The organism is Pontibacter brevis, assembly GCF_054779655.1.
In genome coordinates, this window is sequence record NZ_BAAGXV010000003.1 from 17,262 (window position 1) to 32,408 (window position 15,147).

13 protein-coding genes are annotated in these 15,147 nt (G+C 44.0%); 2 read left to right on the top strand and 11 right to left on the bottom strand.

The features are described 5' to 3' along the window. Window positions 1–301: 301 nt before the first annotated feature. The 11 genes from ACYVB1_RS00580 to ACYVB1_RS00630 all read right to left on the bottom strand — a co-directional run bounded on the left by ACYVB1_RS00580 (window position 302) and on the right by ACYVB1_RS00630 (window position 13,053). Complete coding sequence (locus tag ACYVB1_RS00580; RefSeq protein WP_460919413.1) at window positions 302–1,525, bottom strand: O-antigen ligase family protein; 1,224 nt, start codon at window positions 1,523–1,525, stop codon at window positions 302–304. Further along, window positions 1,509–2,615 carry a glycosyltransferase family 4 protein gene (locus tag ACYVB1_RS00585; protein ID WP_460919415.1) on the bottom strand — a complete coding sequence of 369 codons (1,107 nt, stop codon included), beginning with the start codon at window positions 2,613–2,615 and terminating at the stop codon, window positions 1,509–1,511. Before ACYVB1_RS00585 ends, ACYVB1_RS00580 begins: the two co-directional genes overlap by 17 nt. After that, a complete protein-coding gene (locus tag ACYVB1_RS00590) occupies window positions 2,591–3,760 on the bottom strand; it encodes a hypothetical protein (protein WP_460919417.1) in 1,170 nt (389 codons plus the stop codon). The genes ACYVB1_RS00585 and ACYVB1_RS00590 overlap by 25 nt, the downstream gene beginning before the upstream one ends. Beyond that, the gene (locus ACYVB1_RS00595; protein ID WP_460919419.1) at window positions 3,739–4,851 is read right to left on the bottom strand and encodes a GumK N-terminal domain-containing glycosyltransferase; all 1,113 of its coding nucleotides are present in this window, start codon (window positions 4,849–4,851) and stop codon (window positions 3,739–3,741) included. Before ACYVB1_RS00595 ends, ACYVB1_RS00590 begins: the two co-directional genes overlap by 22 nt. A 90-nt stretch (window positions 4,852–4,941) precedes the next feature. After that, window positions 4,942–6,846, bottom strand: coding sequence for an asparagine synthase (glutamine-hydrolyzing) (gene asnB / locus ACYVB1_RS00600; protein WP_460919421.1), 1,905 nt, complete (start codon window positions 6,844–6,846; stop codon window positions 4,942–4,944). A gap of 51 nt (window positions 6,847–6,897) precedes the next feature. Further along, window positions 6,898–8,112 carry a glycosyltransferase gene (locus tag ACYVB1_RS00605; RefSeq protein ID WP_460919423.1) on the bottom strand — a complete coding sequence of 405 codons (1,215 nt, stop codon included), beginning with the start codon at window positions 8,110–8,112 and terminating at the stop codon, window positions 6,898–6,900. Then, a complete protein-coding gene (locus ACYVB1_RS00610) occupies window positions 8,112–8,945 on the bottom strand; it encodes an FkbM family methyltransferase (RefSeq protein WP_460919425.1) in 834 nt (277 codons plus the stop codon). Before ACYVB1_RS00610 ends, ACYVB1_RS00605 begins: the two co-directional genes overlap by 1 nt. Beyond that, window positions 8,945–10,246, bottom strand: coding sequence for a lipopolysaccharide biosynthesis protein (locus ACYVB1_RS00615; protein ID WP_460919427.1), 1,302 nt, complete (start codon window positions 10,244–10,246; stop codon window positions 8,945–8,947). Before ACYVB1_RS00615 ends, ACYVB1_RS00610 begins: the two co-directional genes overlap by 1 nt. Before the next feature lie 114 nt (window positions 10,247–10,360). Next, complete coding sequence (locus ACYVB1_RS00620) at window positions 10,361–11,338, bottom strand: Gfo/Idh/MocA family protein (protein ID WP_460919429.1); 978 nt, start codon at window positions 11,336–11,338, stop codon at window positions 10,361–10,363. 6 nt (window positions 11,339–11,344) lie between these two features. Beyond that, the gene (locus tag ACYVB1_RS00625; protein ID WP_460919431.1) at window positions 11,345–11,914 is read right to left on the bottom strand and encodes an acyltransferase; all 570 of its coding nucleotides are present in this window, start codon (window positions 11,912–11,914) and stop codon (window positions 11,345–11,347) included. Continuing rightward, window positions 11,914–13,053, bottom strand: coding sequence for a DegT/DnrJ/EryC1/StrS family aminotransferase (locus ACYVB1_RS00630; RefSeq protein ID WP_460919433.1), 1,140 nt, complete (start codon window positions 13,051–13,053; stop codon window positions 11,914–11,916). The genes ACYVB1_RS00625 and ACYVB1_RS00630 overlap by 1 nt, the downstream gene beginning before the upstream one ends. A 162-nt stretch (window positions 13,054–13,215) precedes the next feature. Here ACYVB1_RS00630 and ACYVB1_RS00635 point away from each other — a divergent pair, with 162 nt between their 5' ends. Further along, window positions 13,216–14,127, top strand: a complete 912-nt coding sequence (locus ACYVB1_RS00635; RefSeq protein WP_460919435.1) for a chain length determinant protein — start codon at window positions 13,216–13,218, stop codon at window positions 14,125–14,127. Between the two features lie 193 nt (window positions 14,128–14,320). Beyond that, entirely contained in the window at window positions 14,321–15,136 is an 816-nt protein-coding gene (locus tag ACYVB1_RS00640) for a glycosyltransferase (RefSeq protein ID WP_460919437.1), read from the top strand. The last annotated feature ends 11 nt before the right edge of the window (window positions 15,137–15,147 follow it).

Genomic DNA, 15,147 nt, shown 5'->3' on the forward strand with positions numbered 1-15,147 from the left:
AGCTGCTTGTTTAAAACATTATACCCCTGCATTGCTGAACCAGGTTGCAGGCAACGCATGGTGCTAATTTCCTGCAATATTAACCAATTTGCCCTGATGGGGCAGCAGGAAAGCAGCATTGTCGGATCTAAAAAATTATTCACTAACCAGCATGAAAAAAATATAAGCCTTTGTGGCTATATAAAGCATTGAAATTCACCTTTCGATTGGGTTAGTATTGAGTATGCCTCTCCGTAGGGAACCCTGCAATGTAATCTGTAACGCTTCTTTCGTGCTGTTTATTCTGTCTGAGTTTTACCTGCTATCTGCCTCTCTTCAGGCCGCCTGCATTACCCGGTAACTCTTGCCGGTGTTCATTTATGTGCAGGTTCAGGAACAAAGGGTAGAACAAAGAAAACAACATAATGCCCAGGTATCTGGCAAGGATTACCTCTGTTAAAAAAGCGAACAAAAAGCTTATCAGGAAAAGGGAAAAGAACAAATCCTGATGAGCGAAGGCTTTCCTGAAACCAATGATGAAGATGGAAACAAAAAAGCTGAACCCGATGATACCATAAGTCATTAGTTCATGCAGGTACTGGTTATGGACGTTGATATCGGCATAGGTCATGTCAGGTAACTCTTTGTTTAATTCTGCCTGTATATCTCCTATCCCAACCCCAATAAGAGGGTTGTCTATAATAACTTCTGATGCAGCACCTGCAGCTATTACGCGATGGTTTACCCCATAAGCTGCTTCTGTTAGCTTAGATATTTTAGTATGCAGGTAAGGGACATTTGCAATAGCGACATAACAGATGCCTGTTATAAGCAGAAGGTTTAGGAGGGCAACCAACATGCCTTTCTTCTTAATGAGGTAATAGGAAGACAGGCCTGCAATATAGAGCCAGTTAACCGCTAAAGCAGACCTGGAAGAAATCAGGAATAAGAAAATATTATTGGTTAAGAATATAACCAGGACCAGCGCACGTTGCTTCTTTTGAAGAAAAAAGTAAAAGCAGAGCACATTGGAGACTACTAAGTACAAGGCTAAATAAGGTGCATGGAAACCAATGGTCTGGGGCAAATACCAAAGTGCTTTTTCCAGGTAGTATTCTGCAGGGTTGTTTAAAAAATAGTGTGTTGTTAGCGTTGATGCCACCAGGCAGCTTGCTGCTATTGAGAGAACAAAAGCCAAAAATGTTGTTTCAATACTCTTCCTTTTGAAGGGAGTTGAGAAGAGAATGAGCGGAAGAAGTAATATCGGTATCCTTCGTTCAAGTGTGGAGAGTGCTTCTCTTGTATCTGAGGAGTAGAGGACACTTACCAGGTAAGCAAGGAACAGCAGGACAAAGGGAAGTACGTACCTGAAGTTCTCTTTTAAGACAGGAAGATGTTTCTGTGTCACCAAATCCCAGAGCCATATCAGGCCAAGAACTATCACAAATAGATTTGTAGTAGATATAGAATAAGGAAGCAGAAAGATGATGATGCAAAGTAGATAGGTGTAATACTCTTTATTGAGCAACTCAAAGGATGTATTCATTGAACAAACGGAGGTGTTCCTGCCTGGATTTTTCCCAGGAGAAGCCCTGGCAAATTTTTAAAGCAGTTTGTTTCAGGTTTCTCTTTTCTTCAGTAGATAAATTTAAAGCCTTCTGGAGGACACTTTCAATATCATCCTTTTTATACGGGTCAAAATAAAGGGCACCTTGCTGGCATACCTCAGGCAGGGAAGCCTGATTAGAGACCGCCGTTAAGGTGTTTGCCGCCATCGCCTCTAAAGGTGGAAGGCCAAAGCCTTCATATACGGAGGGCATCACAAACAAGCTTGCGTTCTGGTAAATGAAAGGTAAATCTTCCTGATCAGCAAAGCCAGTGAATATGGTTCGCTCTTTAAGAAGGGGAGAGGCTTCTATGATTTTACCTACCTGGGTATCGCCAGTGATAAAGCCGTCCTTTTTGCCCACGATAACCAAAGACAGGTGGTGATGTTGCTTAAAAAGAGAAGGTAAAGCATGTACCAGGTTTAGCAGGTTCTTATGCGGCTTTACGTTTCCTACAAATAAAATGTAACCTAGGGGTAGGTTATATTTCTTCCGGATGGATTCCGCCTGCCCCGCAGAGAACCTCTGGGCAAACTGTTCCTGGTGCACGCCATTATAAATCACATTTATTCTTCCTGGTTTTGCCTTGGTATGTTTTAAAATTTCCTGTTTCGAAAAATGAGACACCGTAATGATGCGGTCACTACGCGTGGCTGCAAGGTTGTAGAATAGCTTTGCAAACAGCTTTTGCTTTATGTCTAAGGTCTGGTAATAAGCCAGGTGGAATACATCATGTATTGTTGTCACCAGGTGCTCGGCCCTTTTTGCTGTAAGAGGCACATTGAAATGCGGAGACCAGAAAACTTTACAGGCAGGAATCATGAACGGTAAAGCAGCTAGCTCTTTGACAGAATAAACAGGTGCGTTAAACTCTATGACTTCTGCATCATAGGCTGCAAGCTTTTCTTTCTCCCCAATTAAAACTGTTCTATAGGTGCTACAGATAGCAGGTAAGATGTTTTGCAGATAAGTACCTATACCCGAGGCATGGATCATACGGGCATCTACTGCAATCTCATATTTCTCCATGTGGATTTAGATAAGAAGATGGTGATGAATATGACCAGGACAGGAAAAACAACCAACGTTATCATGATACCTGTTCCAAACCAATATAGCCTCCAGAATTCAGCAAAGGCATAGAGTATGGTCAACACAGACAGGTACAGGTAATTGTTTCTTTGCTTCTTCAGGAACCCGGCTATATAGGAAAACAGGGCGACTGTCAGCATCATAACTAAAAAAGAGTACCAGCCATAGGCCTGGTACAGCTGCAGGAAGGCTGAATTAGTAGATAATGACTCCTCGATATAGGCATAGCCGGTCCAGTTAAAGGGCTGCTGGGTGATGAATTCAGGATTGTTGCCCACAGCAATGGCTCCCTGAAAGGGCGCACCCAGGTAGGTGACTATTTCTGATATGCCAGCTGACCAAAACCCATGCCCTTTCGCTTCATAAAAGCCTTTGTTTCTGGAGTATGATAGCGCGCTCAACAGCACAAACAGCACGATGCCCGCTGCCGTTAATTTCATGGGTTTTATCTTTATTCTCTCTGAATGGGTGATAAAGAGAATCAGGCAGATAAACAGCATCATTACAAGCGAAAGACGGCTGGAGATAATCACAGTAGAAAGCAACAGGAAGATGTTCAGAAAGTCCAGCTTGCTTTTTTGTTTAAGTTTATAACGCCTGAAAATGGCCATGGCACAGCTATGAATAGCTAGGTACCTCAGCGACAACACACCAGCAGAGTAATCTTCATACAAGATGTACTTCAGCTGATTAGCCTGGCCTGAAGTGATATAACCAATGATGGTGTTAAAACCTGCGCTGGATAGAATGACCATGTAGGAAGCCATGCCACCAATAAACGCGAACAGGGACAGAATAACATAAGGACCTTTCCTGTTCAGGGAGGCATACCTGTCAAAAATGGCAGGCGACAGTTTGGTTTTCAAAGCAAGGGCATACCCCAGAAAAGCCACTGCTATTGCTGACAGGTACCACGTCAGGGCCAGGAAGAAACCGAACGAGCCCATACTGAACTGCCTGCTGAAACCTTTTCTTAATATCCCGAAGTCGGGCGTGAGCCAGGCAAGAAAACTCAGGAGCATGGTAAAGAAAATGATAGCATAAGGAGTAGCTACGCTTCTTAAGATTTTGCTGATTCCCATAAGTTCGCTGCTACCTCTTCCCAGGATTTGACCCCGATGTTGTTGAAACTCTCCTTCTTGCTATGGATAGCCTGTGCTATGGCGCCTGCTATAGATGCTCTGTCGCCAGGTTGGTAGCAAAATGTGTTTTTGCGCTGTGTCTTCAGAAAGTCTGGTGCAATGATAGGCAATTTGCAGTAAGAGTACTGCAAAACCTTCAGGCTATCCGTAAACGATTCTGAACCGGGCTTATAAGATAATGTGTGCAGTCCCGCATCTGCAAATTTTACGTACGGCACCGTGTCCAGGAAAGGCATTTCACCATACACGATGATGTTTTCTTTCTTTGGCAAATCTGCTATCGGTCCTATAATGTGAAACAGGTACTCTTTATAAGCGTCTGATGCAATATCTAAGAAGGAGTAATCAAAGTAGTCGTTCCCAATGAACACGAGGTTCTTCCTGCTATTGCCTGTATAAGGGTTGTGGTGCGCCTCATCATATACCTGCTTGTTTATGCCATGGTGATCCAGTTGAAGCTTTCTAGGGCTGTGTTCCGATAAAATGTTGTAGATGTAAGAACTGGGTACGCTGACAACATCAAAATCCGGAAGAATCTTTTCTTCTAATCTGATTAGTCCCGGGTGAACATTTAACAAGCGTAAATCATCTGAAACACGATAAGCGAATTTTGCTCTTGCGTTGAGTTGCTTAAAGCGCTGGAACAGAAACAAACCCGGAGCGCTCTCAAAAATGATGAGGTCAGATGAGCGGATGAAATCTTCTGCTTTGCTGAAGGAGTACTTGCTGTAGAAGGGCAAAAAAGGCCCGGATAATTTATTCAGCAGGCTGTGCCTCAGGTTAGCTACATGCCAGGGGGTAAAATGCACGTAGCTGTAGAGGTGCCTGTCTTTTTCAATGACTCTTCCTGCTTCTTCCTTCAGAGAATAATCAAAACGGTAATCTCCTTTCAGCTTCAGTAAATAACTTACCGGGGCAGTAAAAAAGAGCACCTCATAACCCAGGCTGCGGTACGCCTGGGCCAGATGATGAAATCCGGCTCTTCTTTTTGAACCCCAATAATGTCCGGTAACTAAAGTAACTTTAGTCATTTACTTTTGCTTTACAGGTAAGATTTTGTTAAAGATACTCATTGGAGCGGTAATGGTCGGTGTGCATCTCCTTACAATACACCCCATGCTTTAGTATACTTTGTTTAGTTCTGCCCATCTTACATAGTTCAGATAGCGCCAATGAGCGGTTGTGTACGGCTTTTTGTTAGCAAAAATATCTGTAAACTCTTTCTTCAGCATGTCCAGGTTTACGCCATGCACTGTGCCCGCACTGTGTAGAACATCAAAGGTCCAGGCGCTGGAGCTTTTAATCCATTTTTTCTCGGGCGTTTCAAAACCGATCTTATCTTTTCTGTGGTAGATTTCTGATGGCAGGAAATCCTTCATCGCTTCCCGAAGCAGCTTTTTAGTATAGCCCTCATTGGCTAAAATATATTCTTCCGGAAGGGAGTAGACAAACTCCACCAAGTCTTTCGTCAGGAATGGTACTCTTCCTTCAACAGAAAAAGCCATGGCATTTCTGTCCTGGTAACGCAGCATAGAAGGCAAGTCTGTATGGCTCAATCCTTTGTAAAGGGATGCTTTCAGGTAATTGTCCTCAAAGCCTGAACCATCAAATAAAGCCTCTTCGTGCTCAAAGAGGTCTTTGTTCATTAAGCGCGTTGTGTGGGAGGCGTACCTTTTCCGTACTTCCTTTTGAAAGTGCTTTGGCAGGTACTTGTACAGTGTTTTCAATATCTCTTTTGCTATGGATATGTTCAGGGCCGGGTCTATTCTCCTGATAAAAGCCAGGTACTTTACAAATCCTTCTTTCCGGAGAATGGACATGGCCCGCTCTGTAAAGTAGATGGGGTAGCCAGCAAAAATTTCATCCGCTCCCTGCCCGTCCAGCACCACCTTTATGTTGTTTTTCCCAATCAGCTCGAACACCTTGTACTGCGCATAAATGCTGGTACTACCAAAAGGCTCGTCCTGAAGCCTGATGATGTTCTCTATCTCTGATATAAAAGTCGCTTCGGACGGCTGTGTGTAAAAAGGCTGCGCATGAACCTGGTGATTGACTATATCGATCCATTTTTTTTCGCTTTTCTCCTCGTAATTAGGCAGGTAACTAAAGGCCTGTTTCTTGGTTTGCGGCAGAAGGTCTTTAGCCACACATATGACGGAAGAAGAATCGATGCCACCCGATAAGGTATATCCTACTTCTACATCGCTTCTCAGGTGGATTCGGATATTGTTATGTAAGATCTCCCTGACTTGCTCTACTGCATCCCCGAATGATAAGTCTCTTCGCTCTACAGGATTTACCGTCCAGTAAGGCTTTGTTTCTACTGTTTTATAATCGGCTGCGGTGATGATGGTATAATGAGCGGCTGGAATTTCTTTTATCTCACTGTAAATGGTTTCCGTGCTCTGGTTAACCCAGCCAAATTTGAGATATTCATTCAAGCGGCCGGGGTTAATCTTCCTCTTTACCTTTGGCTCCGCTAACAGCCCCTTTATTTCAGAGCAAAACAGGAAGAATTGTTCGTTCTGCACGTAGTACAGGGGCTTGATGCCAAAAGGGTCACGGGCAAGCAAAAGTGTATTTGTAGCAGCATCATGAATGGCAAAGGCAAACATGCCATTGAAACGGGCTAAACAATCTACTCCCCACTCCTGAAAAGCATACAAGATAACTTCTGTATCTGTCTCTGTCCGGAAATGGTAGCCGCTTTGAAGGAGAATCTCTCTTAGCTCAATGTAGTTGTAGATTTCCCCATTAAAAGATATGGTATACCGCCTGTCTGCTGTCTGCATCGGCTGCCACCCTCTTTCTGTCAGATCAAGAATAGAAAGCCTGCGGTGGAGGAGGGCTACATTAAAGTCAAAGCCCTCGTGTACATTTCGTGTCAGAACCTTTGCGCCACCGGCAGATAAATAAAACCCAAAGTCGTTGGGGCCTCGGTGTGCAATGGTTTTACTGATTTCCTGTAAGGTTTCTAAAGCAATCCCGGACCTTTTATAGTTAATAGCCCCACCTATTCCGCACATATAGTAGTTTTAGTTTGCCTGATATTGTTCCTGCAGTTACACAGATTAAGTTTATTCTGATGCTGTTCGTAGCAATGACTGGTACACCTCCATGATCTGGGGTATTACCACCTTTTTAGAAAATCTGGCTTCAAACCCTTTCCGGGTTTTCTCTGAGTCATAAGTTTCGTAGTGGTGTAGCATGTACTCAATTTTATCAGCTAAATCCTGTGGGTCTTTTACATTGGCAAGTAAGCCATTCTCTTCATCCACAATACATTCCGGGCCGCCACAACGGGTGGCAATAACAGGTATGCCACAGGCAATAGCTTCTGCATATACCACTCCAAACGTTTCGCCATGGCTCGGTAGTACAAAAGCATGACTATGCTGATATTGTTCTCTTGCCTCACTTCTTGTTAGTTCGCCCATCCATTCAACGTGCTGCTCCAATCCCAGTGTGCTGGTCTTTTCTTTATAGTGGTTCAAAAGACTTCCGCCTCCGCCAATTTTAAATTTAACATTCTTATGGGTTTTTACCACAAGAGAGACGGCACGAAGGAGGTCATCGATCCCTTTTTCCGGTGACAGTGTGGCCAAAGTGAAGAACTGGAAGGGTGCGTGTTTTACCGTTTCTTTAGGAACAAAGAAGTCTTCGTTGATTACATTTGGAATAAAGAGGGGTTGCTGTAAGTTAAACCGGGTGATATCATCCCTTAGCCTTGGACTCACAGCAATAACTTTATTTGCCCTGTTGATGGGTAAACTCAGTACATGCTTTATTTGCCCGTCCCTTGTAAGAAAGTCCTTGAAAGGAAAGGGGCCCATATGCTCTGTAATGAGGTAGGGGATTTTGAAGTGCTCCGCCAGCACCATCGCTATGTATCCAGCAGGGTAGCTGACATGGGCATGAATGATGTCTATCCTGCCGAACTGCTCCTGGTATGCCCGGAAGTTTGCAAAATTGGCTTTTAAGATGGCGCTGATGTTTCCACCCAAGACCTTGACAGGTAAGTTCAGGACAGGGGTGAACACCTCATGAAGATTAGCCTTCAGGGAGTTGATGCAGGTTTTCTTGTTTGCCCTGGTGTAATGATACAAAGCCTTCAAAGAGGGGAGGAGCTTCCTGTTTATAGCGAAATCAGCATCATTCTGCCCCCACAGGCTTATTCCTACATGTGTGTTGTCATATAGTTCTGCAAGGTATGATGCCTGTTCTTTGAAAAAGATGCCCGCTATGGGGTTGTCTTTAGAGGGATACCAGGAAGGAATGACAAAAATATTCATCAATGTTCCTTAATAAATATGAAGTCGGCGTTCTGATTTGTTTTGAATGTTTCTTTTGAAATAGGTTGCAGGGCGATGTCGTACATCTTAAAACTGGCATCATACAACATTTGCCGGACTTCTTCATAGAGGCTGTTATCTTTCTCAAACAGCATTTCTATAATGATGATGATGCCCTTGTTGTTTCTGATATACGCTAGAAAGCCCTTGATTACTTTCAGTTCGGCACCCTCTACATCTATTTTAACCAGCACATAGCCCTCTTTTTCTTTATCCAGGTTCTCCTCTAAAAGTGAGGTCAGGGTACTAGCCTGTACCTCTATTTTTCTTGTCTCTTCTCTAAAGCTGTCCAGGTTAATGCTGGTCATGCCGGAGTTAAACTTGCCGTAATCATACTCTTTTTGCGTTTTAGGCAGGTAAAGCTTAAGTGGTTCCTCAGAATCGGAAACAGCTATGTTCTGTAGGTTGTACTCCAAATCGTTCAACAGCATAGAGGAGGCATGTTGCCTGTAGTTTTTATAGTAGGCCTCAAAAGACAGAACTTTTACACGCGGAAAGTTTTTGGCAACATACAAACTCATCTGTCCGATGTTCGACCCTACATCTACAAAGGCCGTTACATTCTTTCTTTCCACAAGTAGTTTTATCGCCTTTAATACCTGCGGTTCGAATTGATCTTTTACAAATATCAGGTAGTCTATGTAGTTGTCCAGGTTCAGCAAAAAGTACAGGTTCAGCTTTTTGCTATAGTGTATTTTCCAACCCTTCAGCAGGCCCGCACGCTTGTTCTTATAATTTATCCTGATAGACCGCAGTATGTGTGTCAGATTCATTAAGTAGCCTTTTTTATCAAGATAAAATTATATAGAATAATTAAGATCACATCAAAGGTGCCCCAGAGAATCAAACTTAAAAAGATGTCTCCTCTTAAATATCCTATGTAAAAGGCTAAAGGCCTGAGCACTATGAAAAGAAGGCCAAAAGCCAGTGAGTACTTCTGAATTCCAAAAACTATAAAAGCCGTGCTCGTGGGCGAACTGCAAAACATGAAGAGCAGCGGAATGGCAAGTATAGCTGCTATTCGTCCGGCCTCCTCCCATTCAGCACCAAACACCAGTATAAATAACTCGCTTCCAAAGAATAACAAAACCGTAAAGGGAACAATACCTACCAGGAAGAGCAGTCCCCACATCTTTAGTATAAGCCCTCTGCTGCTTTGCTGGTTGTGGTGAATTTCAGTTAGCTTTTGATAAAAAACCTGCCCCAGGCTAGCTCCTATAAGGCTTATGGGTAAGCTGAGTATCCGGTAAGCAAAAGAAAAGTGGCCTGCCAGTGCTTCCGTAAAGAATATAGTAATCAGGAAAACCGGGATTTGGGTCGTGAATGTGTCAAGAAAGGCAGTTGGCAATGTGAATTTGGGAAATTCCTGATACTCAGCTGCACAAGCCTTTAAACTCTTTATGTTGGTAACCGCTACCATTTCTTTCAGCAGGCCCCGACTTTTAAAAATTAGCAGGGATACAGCGATTACAGCACCCACCATAGCCCCCCAGATCAGTCCTGTTCCCAGGCTGAGAATTAGGCCAATCAAGACAGAGACGCCGACGTTTGTGCTGTTTTGGGCAACCTTCGATGAGGCCAGGAAGTTGTAGTTTTTTTCCCTGTTCGACCAGTAGGAGAGAATCTGGTAAGACCCCATAAACAGAAATGATACAGGAAGCAGCCAGATAGCCTGACCGAACTGGGGATGTTCCATCAGTTCAACTATCCTGTTGTGGAAGAGCACCAGCAGCAGCGTCACCAGGAAAAAGGAAAGTACCAGGAGAACAAAAGACAGCGAAACTAACTGAACAGCTTTTAACCTGAGTTTAGCTGATACAACGGCCATGTCATACCTGCCGGTGCAAAAAATAAGGAGAATGGATAAGGTGCTGTTATACAGGGCGAATGTTCCAAAATCTGCCGGCGTATACAACCGGGAAAGGACAGGAGATGCAGCAACCGCAATAATCTGCGCGAGCGCTGTTCCTGTTAACAGCTTTGCCGTGTTCTTCAGGTACTCTGACTGTACAGCGTATCTAAACAGGGGACCTATACTTTCTTTTTTCAAATTTTTAAAATAGAGTCCAATCATCTGGTAATGTGCTCCACAATTCTGTTCCCTATTTCCGAGTTTAAATTTGGCTCCATTGGGTTCATTGGCAGACAAAGTGCTTTTACTATGCTAACGGCTGCCTGTTTCCGGATCTTAACTATGAGTTTCCTGGAACGGATGTGCAGCCAACTTTTCTGTCGCTAAGGGATGATAATCGCCCTTGAGGCCAATCGGTTCCTGGTTACGGATATCGTGCACAATCTCTATTGATTGGCGTGCATCTTCTACGCCATAGCCGTTGCCGGCGATAATTTCTTTATAACTGATGGTGTGCAGATCTGTGAATCCTTCACTAAACTCCAGTTCTTCCCCCTCTATTGTAATAGAGCGATAGGTGGTTTTCCCTTTGGCCTTTACCTCAGCAGGCAAAACATCAAAATTAATGCTCAGGAACCAGCGCACACGGGCTTTTTCGAACTCCAGGTAGCCGGCAGCCCGGTCGTGGGTGTGCACATGCACCACATTCTGCTGTACTTTGCCGAATATCCAGCTGAGCATATCATAAAAGTGTACCCCTATGTTTGTCGCGATGCCCCCTGACTTTGTGACATCACCCTTCCAGGAAGTATAATACCAATGCCCCCGTGAGGTAAGGTAGGTAAGGTCCACATCGTACTTCTTGTCTTTGGGCCCGTTCTGGATTTTATCTCTCAGGGCGATGATGCTTGGGTGAACACGCAGCTGCAGGATGTTATTGATTTTTCTGCCGGTTTCCTTCTCTATATGTGCCAGTGCGTCCATGTTCCAGGGGTTCAGCACCAGTGGCTTTTCACAGATGGCATCGGCTCCACGACGGAGTGCCATCCGGATGTGAGAATCATGCAGGTAGTTTGGCGTACAGATGCTTACATAGTCTAGGTTAATGCCCTTGTCATACTTTAGCTTCTCCACATGGCGGTCAAAACGCTCAAATTCCACGAAGAAGTCTGCGTTAGGGAAGTAGCTGTCCATAATACCTACACTGTCAAATTTGTCGAGTGCGGCCACTAAGTTGTTTCCTGTTTCTTTTATCGCTTTCAGGTGGCGGGGGGCAACATATCCGGCTGCGCCGATAAGGGCAAAATTCTTCATGTTGTATTAAAGTTTGCGTACTTCTCCTTCGTGTAACTGGTATTTTTCTTTGCTTTCGGGGCAGGTAGCAAGCCCTTCCTGGTCAAACTCCAGTTTATGGCCATATTCACTCATCCAGCCGGTCTGTCGGGCCGGATTACCTACTACCAGGGCATAGGCCGGAATGGTTTTGGTGACTACTGCTCCTGCACCTATAAAAGCATATTCCCCAATGTCGTGGCCACAGACAATTGTTGCATTGGCGCCAATAGTGGCCCCTTTCCCTACATGTGTCTTTGCATATTGGTTTCGCCTGTTAATCGCACTCCGGGGATTGATGACGTTCGTGAAAACCATGGATGGACCCAAAAAGACATCATCATCGCAGGTTACCCCTGTGTAGATAGACACATTATTCTGCACTTTAACATTGCTTCCTAACACTACTTCGGGGGAAATAACAACGTTCTGACCAATGTTACAGTTTTTCCCGATGTGGCAGTTGGTCATGATGTGAGAGAAATGCCAGATTTTGGTACCCTCCCCAATTGTGCAGCCCTCATCAACGATGGCTGTTTCGTGGCTGAAGTAAGTCATTAGTTAAGGCCTTTGGAATGTAAGAACTCTTTTATAGTGTCTGAAATAAAGGACAGTTCTGCCTGCTCTTGCTCCGTATGGATGGGCAGTGACAAAACCTGCCTGCACAGCTGCTCAGATACCTGCAAGTTCTCGTTATTCCTTTCATAGTGGCTGTATGCCTTTTGCTGATGTAGTGGCACGGGGTAATACACCATTGTGGGAATGCCTTTTGCCTGGAGAAATGAACGCAAGTCTTCTCTGTCAAAACCATGGCACCTCAGAGTATACTGATGAAAGACATGAGAAGAGTTCTGAGCTCGTGCGGGTATGCTGATGGAGGTATAACCACCTAGTTGTGCATCGTAAACAGCCGCTGATGCATTTCTTTTACGGCTGAAGTCATCCAGGTGAGGTAACTTTACTCTCAGTATAGCAGCCTGTAAGGTGTCCAACCTTGAATTGACGCCAATGATGTCGTGGTAGTACTTCACGCGTTGGCCATGGTTGGCAATCATCTTCAGCTTTGCAGCCAGCGAATCATCATTCACAAATAATGCACCGCCGTCACCATAGCAACCCAGGTTTTTCGACGGGAAAAATGAAGTTGTACCTATGTGCCCGATAGTGCCCGCTTTTTTAACCGTGCCATCAGAAAAAGTGTATGCTGCCCCAATCGCCTGGGCCGTATCCTCAATCACATAAATATCATGTTTCGCAGCTATAGCCATAATTCCTTCCATATCGGCACATTGACCGAAAAGGTGTACCGGAACTATGGCCCTGGTCTTAGAGGTAATATTTCTTTCAATTTCTTCTACTGACACCTGAAAGGTATCCGGGTCTACATCCACAAAGACAGGGATAAGCCCGAGTAAAGCGATTACTTCTGCCGTTGCTACATACGTGAAGGCAGGTACAATCACTTCATCTCCGGGTTGGAGGTCCAGCGCCATCATGGCAAGTTGTAAAGCGTCGGTTCCGTTGGCGCAGGGAACGACGTGCTTTATATGATTGTACGCAGCAAGTTCTTGTGCAAACTGGCCTACAGCTGGCCCATTGATGAAGGAGGCATTTTGTATAACATCTTCAATAGCAGCGTCAATATCAGGTTTTATTCTTTGGTATTGACCCTGAAGGTCTACCATTTGTATTTTCATAGTTTATAAAGCGTAGAATGCAGATGAAGCCACCGGCAAGGTTATAAGCTGGTGCGCCCGGAAGGCTAAATCCTGCTGCAAATTACTAAAAAATATCAAAATGAGATTAAGGGGCATAGGCGTATAGAACTATACCTGTATATTTGTCACAAAAGAGGAAATATGCATCATTTAGAGGAACGGGATCAGCGTAACATGCGCGGGAATCAAGATGAGATTGATATAGCAGTCATATTCGAATATATAGGCAGGTTTTTCCAGAGAATTGGAGAAGGTATAGCCTATACCTTTCGGGCTATCTGGCGTCATCTTACGCTTGTGGTTTTAATTTGTATGGTAGGAGTGGGGTTAGGTTATGCTGCCTTCAAAGTAACTAAACCCTATTTTGTTTCTTCCATGACACTGGTGTTGGCTGATATACGGAATGAGTTTGTTGAGAACCAGTTAAACAACCTCGCGGAAATGATCAGGGAGGAAAACTTCGTAGCTGTTTCCAGTAATTTGGAAATTAGCCCGGAAGATGCCCGGAAGATAAAAGACTTGAGTTTTACCAACCTGGATCAGAACCGTGTTCCCGTAGACAGTGTGTTGCAGAGCACGCCTTTCAGGCTCGAACTATCGCTTTATGATAATGTAATGTTCGAATCAATGGAGCCTGCTATTACGAACTACCTGGAGAGCAACCGATACTTTCTAAGACAGAAGCTTATCAGGCAGCGAAAGATAGAAAGCCTTATTGCAAAGATAAAAGATGATATAGCCACCCTGGATAGCCTGAAAACCAATGTGGCTTCTCCACGAGGACCTGTAAATGGTTTTGTTTATGGAGAACCGATTGATCCTACTAATTTGTACCGCGAGAGTATGGCTTTATATGAGGAGCAGGTAAAACTGCAGGCTGAGCTCGAGCAAATAGAGACTATCCAGGTGGTGAATGGGTTTGCTCCTCGTTTTAGGCCAACAGGTCCCAGCCTGTTAAGATTCCTGTTAATTGGCGGGGCACTGGCATTGACGATTGGCATTGTTGCTGCTCTTGCTTTAGAGGCCCGCAACAGGAACAGGCTATCGTATTAGAAGTAAGTGCCACAAGCTCATAAAAAAAGCCGCTGAAGTGCATATTCAGTGGCTTTTTTGTTGCTGATTTTTCATGCGTCCTCCCTTTCAAACATGCCATAGTGCTCAGATCTTAACTGCATCCCTGGTTTGACCTTGTTTATGTAAGGGGCAAGCGTTAAAATTGCATTGTTTCTATTTATGCCTAACTGACTTGAGCCACTTTACAGAGCCTCTCGATTTATGTGTCCTGATCCCTTGTTACAACAACCTGCCAGGTCTGATACAGTCTTTGAAAAGCATCCATTATTATCCACAAAAACTGCTGGTCCTGGTTGTTGATGATGGTAGCACCACACCTATAAGTTTAAATATATTAGAAAAATCTAATATTAATGCACTGCAGATAGAAGTGCTCCAACTAGCAAAAAACAGCGGTATTACGCATGCTCTAAATACCGGATTAAAGTGGATTCAAAATCACCTTACAGTAAAATACATAGCCCGACTTGATTGTGCAGATATATGTAGTGCGGAGCGATTTTACGAACAAGTAACATTCATGAATACCAATCAGGATATTGGTATGATCGGAAGCTGGTGTGTTTTCAGGAAGCCTGATACAGCATACCAGTATAACTACACCACCCCAGAAACACATGAAGACATTGTAAAAGAAATGCATGTTCGGAATGTTTTTATACATCCTACTGTGCTGTTTCGGGCGGAGTTGCTCCATACTGTTGGGTACTATCCAGTAAAATACCAGCATGTGGAGGATTATGCTTACTTCTGGCAAATCATAAAACACACCAGGGCCGCTGTGCTCAACCAGTTCCTGGTGACCTGCGAAATAAATGAAAGTGGCATATCAATCAAAAACAGGAACACGCAGTTGCAGGGCAGGTATAATGTTGTTTCAGAGTTTGGTACTCTGCCTTACCGTAAACTGTTGGGGCTAATGAAGTTAAAGGCACTCATGCTGGTGCCCTACAAGGCCTTGCTGTTGTTAAAGCGCATTAAGGTATAATATCAAAAAGC

What these genes read in the sequence shown, in the direction of transcription:
- ACYVB1_RS00635 (WP_460919435.1), top strand. Translation starts at nt 13,216, where the DNA reads ATGCATCATTTAGAGGAACGGGATCAGCGTAACATGCGCGGGAATCAA.
- ACYVB1_RS00615 (WP_460919427.1), bottom strand. Translation starts at nt 10,246, where the DNA reads ATGATTGGACTCTATTTTAAAAATTTGAAAAAAGAAAGTATAGGTCCC.
- ACYVB1_RS00590 (WP_460919417.1), bottom strand. Translation starts at nt 3,760, where the DNA reads ATGGGAATCAGCAAAATCTTAAGAAGCGTAGCTACTCCTTATGCTATC.
- ACYVB1_RS00580 (WP_460919413.1), bottom strand. Translation starts at nt 1,525, where the DNA reads ATGAATACATCCTTTGAGTTGCTCAATAAAGAGTATTACACCTATCTA.
- asnB (WP_460919421.1), bottom strand. Translation starts at nt 6,846, where the DNA reads ATGTGCGGAATAGGTGGGGCTATTAACTATAAAAGGTCCGGGATTGCT.
- ACYVB1_RS00620 (WP_460919429.1), bottom strand. Translation starts at nt 11,338, where the DNA reads ATGAAGAATTTTGCCCTTATCGGCGCAGCCGGATATGTTGCCCCCCGC.
- ACYVB1_RS00595 (WP_460919419.1), bottom strand. Translation starts at nt 4,851, where the DNA reads ATGACTAAAGTTACTTTAGTTACCGGACATTATTGGGGTTCAAAAAGA.
- ACYVB1_RS00610 (WP_460919425.1), bottom strand. Translation starts at nt 8,945, where the DNA reads ATGAATCTGACACACATACTGCGGTCTATCAGGATAAATTATAAGAAC.
- ACYVB1_RS00625 (WP_460919431.1), bottom strand. Translation starts at nt 11,914, where the DNA reads ATGACTTACTTCAGCCACGAAACAGCCATCGTTGATGAGGGCTGCACA.
- ACYVB1_RS00630 (WP_460919433.1), bottom strand. Translation starts at nt 13,053, where the DNA reads ATGAAAATACAAATGGTAGACCTTCAGGGTCAATACCAAAGAATAAAA.
- ACYVB1_RS00585 (WP_460919415.1), bottom strand. Translation starts at nt 2,615, where the DNA reads ATGGAGAAATATGAGATTGCAGTAGATGCCCGTATGATCCATGCCTCG.
- ACYVB1_RS00605 (WP_460919423.1), bottom strand. Translation starts at nt 8,112, where the DNA reads ATGAATATTTTTGTCATTCCTTCCTGGTATCCCTCTAAAGACAACCCC.